Here is an 11744-nt window from a genome sequence, read left to right as displayed (position 1 = left end):
GTTTTGGGTTCAGCACGGGAACGGTAACTGCTGGTGCGGTAACTAACTTTGTGGGAACGGTTACTTATAATTGGAAAAATGCTTTAAACGTTTCGGTAGGAACTACGGCTTCGGTTTCGAATCTTCCGGCAGGAACTTATACTTTGACTGTCACTGATAATTGTTCGACTCAAACAAACTCTGTTATTATAGGACAACCAACTTCGGCTTTAGCGCTTGCTGCTTCTTCTAAAACGGATGTTACTTGTTTTGGGTTCAGCACGGGAACGGTAACTGCTGGTGCGGTAACTAACTTTGTGGGAACGGTTACTTATAATTGGAAAAATGCTTTAAACGTTTCGGTAGGAACTACGGCTTCGGTTTCGAATCTTCCAGCGGGAACTTATACTTTGACTGTTACTGATAATTGTTCGACTCAAACAAACTCTGTTATTATCGGACAACCAACTGCGGCTTTAGCACTTGCGGCTTCTTCTAAAACTGATGTTACTTGTTTTGGTTTTAGTACAGGATCTGTAACTGCGGGAGTAGTAACTAACTTTGTGGGAACGGTTACGTATTCTTGGAAAAATGCTTCGAATATATCTGTTGGAACGACAGCTTCGGTTTCGAATCTTCCGGCAGGAACTTATACTTTGACTGTTACTGATAATTGTTCGACTCAAACTAATTCAGTTGTTATCGCACAACCTACTGCAGCTTTAGCACTTGCAGCTTCATCTAAAACGGATGTTACTTGTTTTGGGTTTAGTACGGGAACGGTAACTGCGGGTGCCGTAACTAATAATGTTGGAACTGTAAATTATGTTTGGAAAAATGCTTTAAATGTTTCGGTGGGAACTACAGCTTCTGTTTCGAATCTTCCGGCGGGAACTTATACTTTGACTGTTACTGATAATTGTTCTACTCAAACTAATTCAGTTATTATCGGACAACCAAGTGCAGCTTTAGCACTTGCGGCTTCGTCTAAAACGGATGTTACTTGTTTTGGGTTTAGTACAGGATCTGTAACTGCTGGTTTAGTTACTAATTCTGTTGGAAGTGTAAATTATAATTGGAAAAATGCTTTAAACGTTTCGGTGGGAACTACAGCTTCGGTTTCGAATCTTCCGGCGGGAACTTATACTTTGACGGTTACTGATAATTGTTCGACTCAAACTAATTCAGTTATTATCGGACAACCTAGTGCAGCTTTAGCGCTTGCGGTTTCTTCAAAAACAGATGTTACTTGTTTTGGGTTTAGCACTGGATCCGTAACTGCGGGTGCGGTAACTAACTTTGTTGGAACGGTTACTTATAATTGGAAAAATGCCTCGAATGTATCTGTTGGAACTACAGCTTCGGTTTCAAATCTTCCGGCGGGAACTTATACTTTGACTGTTACTGATAACTGTTCTACTCAAACAAACTCTGTTATTATCGGACAACCTAGCGCGGCTTTAGCACTTGCGACTTCTTCTAAAACTGATGTTACTTGTTTTGGGTTTAGTACAGGATCTGTAACTGCTGGTTTAGTTACTAATTCTGTTGGAACTGTAAATTATGTTTGGAAAAATGCTTTGAATGTTTCTGTGGGAACTACGGCTTCTGTTTCGAATCTTCCGGCAGGAACTTATACTTTGACTGTTACTGATAATTGTTCGTCTCAAACTAATTCAATTAGTATCGGACAACCTAGCGCGGCTTTAAGCGCTACAACAAGTCAAATTAATGTTGGTTGTGGTGGCGGTAATAACGGATCTGCGTCTGTGACTGTTTCCGGTGGAACTTTAGGATACACTTATTCTTGGGATACAACTCCTGTTCAAACCTCTGCAACTGCAACTGGACTTATTGCGGGAACTTATACAGTGACTATTAAAGATGCTAATCTTTGTACCATCTCTAAATCAGTAACTATTACTGATGGCGATGCTGTTAAACCAATTATAGATCCGTTGCCTTTGGCTTCTACAATTAATTGTCCTGCTTTACCAGTTTTTGCAACTGCAACTGCCACGGATAATAATGATACTGTTTCTTCATTAACTTATGACGATGTGGTTACTCAAGGTGCTTGTGCGGGTTCATATACCACTACAAGAACATGGACTGCTGTAGATGCTTGTGGAAATATTTCTCTTCCGGTTAGTCAGGTTATTAATGTGCAGGACATTACTGCTCCAACATGGTCTACTGCTGTAGCTTCTTTAAATAAAACTATCGAATGCAGTGATGCGGCGGCTTTAACTTCCGCGCAAGCGTTATTCCCTATAGCTTCGGATTTATGTGATAGCGATGTTTCGGATATTGTAAAAGTAAGCGGTGCGTTTGTAGCTTCGGCGGATTGTTCGAATGCGGGAACATATACCAATACATGGACAATAAAAGACGATTGCGGAAATACCTCTGATACTTTCACGCAAGTGATCACAATTCAGGATACTTCAGCTCCAACATGGTCAACTTCTTTGGCCTCTTTAAATAAAACTATCGAATGCAGTGATGCGGCTGCTTTGACTTCCGCGCAAGCGTTATTCCCAATAGCTTCGGATTTATGTGATAGCGATGTTTCGGATATTGTAAAAGTAAGCGGTGCGTTTGTAGCTTCGGCGGATTGTTCGAATGCTGGAAGTTATACCAATGCCTGGACAGTAAAAGACGATTGCGGAAATACTTCTGACTCTTTCACGCAAGTGATCACTATTCAGGATACTACAAAACCAACATTTATTGGAGAACTTCCAACAGATATTACTGTTTCTTGCGACGCTGTTCCTGAACCTGCAAATGTTGAGGCTACGGATAATTGCAATGGTAATTTACCTATCGTTTTTACTGAAATTAAAAGTGATATTGTAAACGGTTGTTCTACTAATTATACTTTAATCCGTACATGGACTACCAGCGATTGTGGCTTAAACACAGCTAGTTATACTCAAATAATAACAGTTAGAGATACTACTCCGCCTACTGGAACAGCTCCTGTTGATGTTGCAAACCTGGAAACGATTACTGATATTCCTGTTGGAAATCCGGGCGATATAAAAGATGCTCTTGACAATTGCAGTAGTACTGTTGACATTACTGTAAGTGATTCTAATAATGGTGGAAGTGGTTGCGACGGAAATGCTTATATCTTAACCAGAACCTATACTTTGACGGATTGTGCAGGCAATAAAACCGAATTGAAACAAACTTTTACTGTCGAAAATAAAGTTTCGGTTACAGGAGTTGTTTCTAATGTAACATGTTTTGGAGGAAAAGATGGTTTAATCTTGGTTACGAATAGTTCGGGATCGACTGTTGTTATTAGAAATGAAAATAATGAGGTTGTTGGTAATACTAATTTACCGGCAGGAACTTACACACTTACAGCAACATCATCTGTAAATAGCGGTAGCGAAACTTGTTCTACAACTGCAACGGTTGTCATTTCTCAACCAACTTATACGGTTAAAATATCCGGACAAATAATAAACAAAGACACAAATACACCAATTGCAAATGTGCCTGTTACTTTGGTTCCTCAAGGTACTACGGCCGGACCTATTTTATTGCGCATCACAGGTGCCGATGGTTTATATAATTTCTCAGGCATGGTTGCCGGAAGTTATTTGGTTCAGGTTCAGGATGCCAACCTGAATAGTGCACACCAATTATATCCTATAGATTCAAGTTTGTTCTTTACTACTCTTGAAGATTGTAAAATTCAGGAACATAATTTTGAATACGGAAAATCGACACTACCGGTTTTAGGAGATTATGTTTGGTATGACACTAATGGTAACGGAGTTCAGGATGAATGGTATGACGCTAATAATGATGGCATTGTAACTAAAAATATTCCTGATGGAAACGGAGCAATTGATTATAGCCAATGGGAATGGATTGACCTTAACGGTGACGGAAGTTATGCAGGACCATCAAATGTGGGAGAATTAAATGCAGGAGGTTTTGGAAATGCCTTAAGTGCTAATGTGATTATTGATGGCCCTAACGGATATCATCAGGAAGTAATTGTAGGTATTGAAGGATTCTGGAGAGACCGACCTGATAGCGCAAATCCTTACGGAGATTATACTATAAAACTGGTAAAAGATGCTAATCTTGATGCTGTTGCTGCGAATTTGGGAGCAACGGGCTTGGTTAAAGTTCTTCCATCCATTACAGATAAAAAAGCAACTAATAAAACAGGTAAATCGCAATTGCATACGGTTTGTAGCACAACTGGTGGTGCTAGTGGCTACGTTGTAACTGTAACACCTGAAGATTTGGTTCATTTGGATGCTGATTTTGGAGTGAATTGTAAAGTTTTCTCTGACATTGTTGCCAATGATGATTCAGCGGGACCAATTGCGGGAGTGAATCACATTACGAAAAATGTTTTAAATGTATTACCTAATGACACTCTTGAAGGTGTTGTGGTTACAGCATCTGATGTTATTATTACAACAGTAACTCCAAACGAGTTTTTAAAATTAAATGCGGACGGATCTGTAGATGTTTTAGCAAATGCTCCGGTTGGAACTTTGACATTAGTATATCAAATTTGCGAAGCCGACCAAACCACAAATTGCGATACTGCAACCGTTACCGTAACTATAGAAGCTCCGGTAATGACTGTAACTGCTACTCCAATTTGTGTTAATGATGTTCCGTATATTGATTATGTGGTAACTCCTGTAAACTTTACTCCTGTAAATGGTGTAACGATTGCTTGGGCCAACAGTAACAATACTGTTATCACTACAATGAATGATTTACCACTTACAGGTCGCGTATTATGGCCAGGAGCTGTGGTGGATCAAACCGGAAAAGGTATTGACTGGCCGGGTTGGGTTTTTCAGGACAATAAATGGATTGAGGCGCCAGACGGATTTGAGACACTTCGTCCTCTTGCTAAATTGACAATCTCTACTAATCCTAGTGAAACTATAACTGTAGAGTATCCAAAATCTGAGCCTTACTGTACTGCCAGACCAACATTTGCCATTGTAGCAAATGATGATAATGCAGGACCAATAAATGGAACTACAGCATCAATAAACGTAATAAATGTATACAACAATGATACGTTGAATGCTGCTGCAATAAACCCAGCAGATGTTACACTTACAATTGTAACACCTGATCCTAAAGGAGCCTTGACATTAAATCCTGACGGATCTGTAGATGTTGCAGCCGGAACCCCTGGAGGAACTTATACGCTAACCTATCAAATATGTGAGAATGCCGATGCGGGGAACTGTGACACAGCAATCGTAACAGTTATTGTATCTGAACCTGCTGCACCGCCAACTCCGGTTATTGCTAATGATGATGTTTATACTAATATAGGCTGTAACACTTTTGGGTTGGTTGGAAACGTTTTGATCAATGATTTTAAAGGTATCACACGTGCATCATTAGAACTGGTAAACTTTACATTATTGAATTCAAATAATAATGCTAAAACAGATCCAAACATCACTTTTGATGCTATAGGAAATGTAACCGTATCGAGTTTAACTCCGGCAGGAACTTATACTTATAACTATCAAATTTGTGATAAACTAAGTGCCGATAATTGTGATACTGCTACTGTAACTATAACTGTTGTACCAAATGGTATTGTAAACATCTCAAGCCAGGCTTGTAACGATGATTCGACTCTTATTGATTTACTTGCTCTATTACCTGAAAACACACCTTTGACAGGAGTTTGGATCGATCCTAATAATAGTAATACGATACAAGGAAATACTTTTAATGCACTTGGTTTAGCACTTGGCAATTACACATTTGAATATAAAATAACAGATCAAAATTGTCCTAGAAGCATTTTACTGAATATGGAAATTAATGATGATTGTAAAGTATTAGCCTGCGGAAACGTTGTGGTACACAATGCCTTCTCTCCTAATGGTGACGGAATAAACGACGTTTTCAGAATTGATAGTATTGATGATATAACTTGTTATCCTGAAAATAATGTAGAAATCTACAATCGTTGGGGAATATTGGTTTTTGAAACTGATAATTATAATAATACAACGAACGCATTTGATGGAATATCAAGAGGAAGAACCACCGTTAAGCAATCTGACGGATTACCAACCGGAACTTATTTCTACATTATTAATTACAAATCGTTAGATGGAAATAATGTACTTCAAAATAATAAGAAAGATGGGTATTTATACTTATCTAAATAAAATCGATAGTAATAATAATATAATAATATCTACTATGAGAGCAAAATTATATTTCTTCGTCATAATGTTTGCGGGAGTTGCCGGTTATGCACAGCAAGATGCCCAGTTTACACAATATATGTACAATACCATCACTATAAATCCGGCCTATGCAGGATCACGAGGAGCCTTAAGTATTTTCGGACTGTACCGCACCCAATGGGTGGGACTCGACGGAGCTCCCGAAACCAGCAGTTTTTCTGTCAATACTCCCATCAGCAACAGCAATTTAGGAGTTGGAGTTTCATTGGTTAATGATAAAATAGGACCAACGAATGAGAATAATCTTTCAGTTGATCTTTCTTATACCGTTCAGACCTCCGCAGATTTTAAATTGTCTTTTGGGATAAAAGGAACAGCCAATTTGTTCAATCTGGACATCAATAAATTAAATCCGGAGAGTCAGGGAGATCCGCAGTTTCAGGATCTTGATAATAAATTCTCACCCAATGTGGGAGCCGGTGTTTACTGGCATTCTGATAAAGCTTACATCGGGTTATCGGTGCCTAATTTTATCGAAACCAATCGGTATGATGATAATGATATCGCGATTTTCAAGGACAAAATCAATTATTATGTAATGGCAGGTTATGTATTTGATCTCGATAAGCTTGAATACATTAAATTCAAACCCGCCGTTCTGGGTAAAATGGTCGAAGGAGCTCCGCTTCAGGTAGATGTATCGGCCAACTTTATGTTCATGGAAAAATTTGTGGTGGGTGTCGCCTATAGATGGAGCGCCTCACTAAGTGCCATGGTAGGTTTCCAGATCACAGACGGACTTTATTTAGGATACGGTTATGATCGTGAGACCACCAACCTGAACAATTATAATTCAGGATCACATGAAATATTCCTGCGTTATGAGTTCTTTAAAAACAACGGTAAAATGACAACCCCACGTTTCTTCTAAAAATAATCACTATGAAAAATTATATACTTCTCTGCTTAATAATAATCTGTTTTTCTCCCGAGAGTTATGCCCAGGATTCCAAGGTTGCTGCCGGAGATAAAAAATACGACAATTATGCCTATATCGATGCCATAAAAACCTATGAGCGCGTAGCCGAAAAAGGATACAAATCTGAGGATATGTTCAAGAAATTGGGTAATTCCTATTACTTCAATTCTGATTTTGACGGCGCTGCAAAATGGTACGGTGAACTTTTTGCCATGAATACAAGTCCTGAACCGGAGTACTATTACAGGTATGCACAATCCTTAAAATCAACCGGACAAATAGATAAGGCCAATAAAATACTTGGTGAATTTAATGCCAAATTCAAAAACGATAACAGAGGAAAATTGTACAAGGAAGATGTCAATTATCTCGATGAGATCAAGGCCAATTCAGGTCGATACACAATCGAAGATGCCGGGATCAACTCCAAGTATTCTGATTACAGTTCGTTTGTATACGATAACAAAATTTATTTTGCATCAGCCAGAGATACCGGAAACTTTTCGCAACGCAAACACAAATGGACGGGTGAATATTTTACCAATTTGTATTTTGCCGATGTAGATCCGGCAACGGGAAGCAGTGCCAAAGTGAATAAATTCAAAACAGCTATCAATACCAAATTCCATGAATCGTCTCCCGTTTTTACCAAAGATGGAAAAACGGTTTATTTTACCCGAAACAATTATGCAAACGGCAAAAAAGGAAAAGATGAAAATAAAATTACCTTAATTAAAATATACAAAGCCACACTGGACAATAACGGCAAATGGGGAAATATTACCGAACTTCCATTTAACAGCGACAACTATAGTGTGGGACATCCTGCGCTGAGTCCGGATGAGAAAACTTTGTATTTTGCTTCTGATATGCCGGGAACCATCGGACAGTCTGATATTTATAAAGTAAGTATTAACGGAGAAAGTTATGGTCCGCCACAAAACCTTGGTAATACGATTAACACCGAAGGCAAGGAAACCTTTCCGTTTGTGACAAGCGAAAATGAAATTTATTTTGCCTCAGACGGACATCCCGGACTTGGAGGACTCGATGTATTTGTGGGCAATATAGAAGATAACGGAACTATCAGTAATATTCAGAATGTGGGCGCGGATGTCAATTCCCCTAAAGATGATTTTGCGTATAGCATTGATCCGATTTCAAGACGTGGCTATTTCAGTTCTAACAAAGATGGCGGACAGGGATCTGATGATATTTATAAATTTCTGGAAACCCGAAAATTACAATGTGTTCAGACACTCGAAGGCATCATTACCGATCTGAGTACAAATGCCGTTTTACCGGGAACAAAAGTGACTTTATATGAAGGAACAACTATTAAAAACAGCACGGTTTCAGACGCAAACGGGTATTATACTTTTGCCGTTGAATGCGGAAAAACCTATAATGTAAGGGCTGAAAAAGAAGAATACACTACAAGAGAAGTCAGTGTAACCATTGGAAAAATAACAGGAAAAACAAGTCTTCCGATTGCTTTGGAAAAATCAACCTGTAAAGTCACTATTGGTGATGACCTGGGAAAATGTTTTGGTATTAAAATGATTTATTTCGATTTGGATAAATCCAATATCAGAACCGAAGCGGCTTTGGATCTGGAGAAAATCCTGGATGTCCTGAACAACAACCCAACAATGAAACTCGATATCCGTTCTCATACCGACAGTAGGGCTACACATCAGTACAACGCAGCTTTATCCAACCGAAGAGCCAAATCGACTATTGACTGGCTGGTAAAAAACGGTGTTACCAAAAACCGATTAACCGGAAAAGGTTATGGTGAAACACAACTGGTAAACGGTTGTTCTGATGGTGTACAATGTACCGAAGAAGAACATCAAATGAACAGAAGAAGTGAGTTTATTATTATAGGACTATAAAAAATTAAATTCCAATATCTAAAAATTCCAAATTCCAATACATACACTCGTATTGGAATTTGGAATTTTTTATTTGAGATTTTTCCAGTTGTTTATCTTTAAAAAAAGTCGTCGCAAATCAAAGATTTGCAACGACTACTAAAAACCAACCAGTCCAATAATATTTAAATTTTAGCGAAGATATTCGTATAGTATTTTTTTCCTGTTTTCAAATCAGTTGTTACTGACAAACCAAAATGAGTAAAATCTCCTACGATATTTTCTTTATGTCCGGGGCTGTCAAGCCACGCTCTTACTGCTGCTTCAGAAGTTTTGTAATTGTAAGCAACATTCTCACCTACTTTTTTAGCTCCTAAAACGCTAATAATATTGTTCGAACGCGAAGTAAAATCATTATGATCCACAACATTGTTGGCAATCATATAATTATTATGCTCTTCACATTTAAACGAAATATGATTTATTTTTTCTAATGCATTCAAACCAATACTTACCCTGTAATCGTTGATAAGTTTCATGGTTTCGATCTCTGAATCGTTATACGCATAGTTCGTAATCAGAGTTTCGGTTGTAGTACTATTGTCTGTTCCCTCGGCACTATCTGCAGAGCATGAGTTCATTGCAATAGAAATTACAACGAACATCATGGCACACATCATCTTTTTCATAATCAATAGCAGTTAAAATTAAAGTAAATGTTGGGGCAAATTCCTTAAAATATATTTTAAAAATAAATTGTCTCGTTTTTCTTATTCAAACGTATTCAATTTATCGGTAAACTGCAAAAATAATCGATGAAATACACAATTATTTATTTATTAAATATAAAATTCTTACAAACTAAGAAGATAATCGCTCAATCTTCCACGAATAATCAGATTGGCTTTGGTAACGTATTCTGTCATGCAGTCTGTTAGGTCTTCCCTGCCAAAATTCAACCTCTAAAGGAGTTACTAAATATCCGCCCCAATTTTCAGGTCTTGGAATTGATTTTCCTTCAAATTCTACTTCCAGTTTCTTTAGATTTTCTTCTAAAAAAGTTCTCGACGGAATCACCTCACTCTGATGTGAAACAATCGCGCCCAACTTACTTCCTTCAGGACGGGAATCAAAATAACCATCAGATATATTCTCAGAAGTTTTTTGTGCAATTCCTTTTATAATAACCTGACGTTCCATTTCCTGCCAAAAGAAAGACAAACAAACATGAGGATTTGCCTCAATTGCTTTTCCTTTTTCAGATTTATAATTGGTATAAAAAATGAAACCTTCCTCCGTGAATTTCTTTAATAAAACCACTCTCGATTTTGGGAAACCATCTAATCCAATCGTAGAAACTGTCATAGCATTCACTTCTCCGCTTCCGCCGAAATCTTCGACTTCATGAAACCATCTGTTAAAAAGATTAATGGGATCTTCGGGAATATTGGTTTCTAATAATTCACTCTTCTCGTAAGATTTTCTATAATTGCTTAAATCATTCATGGCAATATATTTTAGATTTCTGATTTTAGATTTTAGATTTTAGATTTTAGATTTTAGATTTTAGATTTTAGATTTTAGATTTTTTTGGATGGTCTAAAAACTAAGAATATTTATTTATTATTTTAGATTTCTGTCCAGAAGTCTCGGGATAGATTTTAAATCAAAACTTCAATCAAATTTACTTAGAAACTTAGCAACTTAGCACCTCAGAATCTTAGAATTCAAAAGAAACTCCGTCATCGCCTAAAAGTACGTTCGGGAAAATTTCTGCGGCTTCTTCTTTAAAACGTTCAATGCCATCATATCGTGTAGAATAATGGCCTAAAACCAAATGTTTTGCATTGGCTTTAAGGGCAATTTTCGCTGCTTCTTTGGCTGTTGAATGCAATGTTTTCAGTGCCAAAGGAGCTTCTGATTCTAAAAAAGTAGATTCGTGATACAACACATCAACATCTTTTATAATGGGAATTATTGCTTCATGATAAACCGTATCGGAACAAAAAGCATAACTCATCGCGGGAATAGGATCGAAAGATAGTTTTTCATTTTCTATTACAGTTCCGTCATCGAGTGTCACATCTCCCCCGCCCTTTATTTTTTGATAATATGCGGTATGAATATCATATTGCTGAACAGCCTCAACATTCAGTTTTCTGTCTCCGGGTTTTTCCTGAAACAAAAATCCGTTTGTGTAAACGCGATGTTTCAGCGGGATCGTTTTTACGATAACCTTTGTATCTTCAAAAATAACTTCACTTTCTTTTGACTCTAATTCATGAAAAAACAAACTATAAGTGGTCCAGGATTCTGTCAGTTTCAATTGAAGAAGAATTAATTCTTTAATTCCTTTTGGTCCGTAAATGTGCAGATCAGTTGTTCTCCCCAAAAGCGAAAAAGTCGAAATAGTACCAATTAATCCATAAAGGTGATCCCCATGCAAATGCGAAATAAAAATGTGATTAATCTTCGAAAATTTAATCTTGTTTTTACGCAATTGTACCTGAGTTCCTTCGCCACAATCAATTAAAAACAATTTGTTCTTAATTTCTAAAACCTGCGAAGTCGGGTTGGTAAGTGTTCTGGGAGTTGCGGCATAACAGCCAAGTATGGTTAATTTCATTTTAGATTTTAGATTGTTGATTTTAGACTGATGAACTTAAAAATTTCAGATTCAGCATTAAAAAT

Annotated in this window: 6 protein-coding genes; 3 read left to right on the top strand and 3 right to left on the bottom strand. The window is 37.4% G+C overall.

The window, feature by feature from the left end:
- From ACIDC4_RS19025 to ACIDC4_RS19015, 3 genes are all read left to right on the top strand, one after another.
- Window positions 1-6176 (top strand): T9SS type B sorting domain-containing protein (locus tag ACIDC4_RS19025; RefSeq protein WP_488381158.1); only part of this gene is annotated, 6176 nt, incomplete at its 5' end.
- 34 nt (window positions 6177-6210) lie between these two features.
- Complete coding sequence (locus ACIDC4_RS19020) at window positions 6211-7128, top strand: PorP/SprF family type IX secretion system membrane protein (RefSeq protein ID WP_412045605.1); 918 nt, start codon at window positions 6211-6213, stop codon at window positions 7126-7128.
- Window positions 7129-7139: 11 nt separating this feature from the next.
- Complete coding sequence (locus ACIDC4_RS19015; RefSeq protein ID WP_412045606.1) at window positions 7140-9074, top strand: OmpA family protein; 1935 nt, start codon at window positions 7140-7142, stop codon at window positions 9072-9074.
- A 164-nt stretch (window positions 9075-9238) separates the two neighbouring features.
- Here the strand turns inward: ACIDC4_RS19015 and ACIDC4_RS19010 are convergent, their stop codons facing one another.
- The 3 genes from ACIDC4_RS19010 to ACIDC4_RS19000 form a co-directional block, all read right to left on the bottom strand.
- Complete coding sequence (locus ACIDC4_RS19010) at window positions 9239-9742, bottom strand: CAP domain-containing protein (RefSeq protein ID WP_412045607.1); 504 nt, start codon at window positions 9740-9742, stop codon at window positions 9239-9241.
- Between the two features lie 172 nt (window positions 9743-9914).
- Window positions 9915-10559 carry a pyridoxamine 5'-phosphate oxidase gene (gene pdxH / locus ACIDC4_RS19005; protein ID WP_412045608.1) on the bottom strand — a complete coding sequence of 215 codons (645 nt, stop codon included), beginning with the start codon at window positions 10557-10559 and terminating at the stop codon, window positions 9915-9917.
- 214 nt (window positions 10560-10773) lie between these two features.
- Entirely contained in the window at window positions 10774-11679 is a 906-nt protein-coding gene (locus tag ACIDC4_RS19000; RefSeq protein WP_412045609.1) for a ribonuclease Z, read from the bottom strand.
- Window positions 11680-11744 lie beyond the last annotated feature (65 nt).

This window comes from Flavobacterium sp. C3NV (genome assembly GCF_046825355.2).
Lineage (GTDB): Bacteria > Bacteroidota > Bacteroidia > Flavobacteriales > Flavobacteriaceae > Flavobacterium.
This window is presented reverse-complemented; position numbering and strand designations above follow the sequence as displayed.

Coding starts and splice junctions, on each gene's coding strand:
- ACIDC4_RS19020 (WP_412045605.1), top strand. CDS start 6,211: ATGAGAGCAAAATTATATTTCTTCGTCATAATGTTTGCGGGAGTTGCC.
- ACIDC4_RS19015 (WP_412045606.1), top strand. CDS start 7,140: ATGAAAAATTATATACTTCTCTGCTTAATAATAATCTGTTTTTCTCCC.
- ACIDC4_RS19010 (WP_412045607.1), bottom strand. CDS start 9,742: ATGAAAAAGATGATGTGTGCCATGATGTTCGTTGTAATTTCTATTGCA.
- pdxH (WP_412045608.1), bottom strand. CDS start 10,559: ATGAATGATTTAAGCAATTATAGAAAATCTTACGAGAAGAGTGAATTA.
- ACIDC4_RS19000 (WP_412045609.1), bottom strand. CDS start 11,679: ATGAAATTAACCATACTTGGCTGTTATGCCGCAACTCCCAGAACACTT.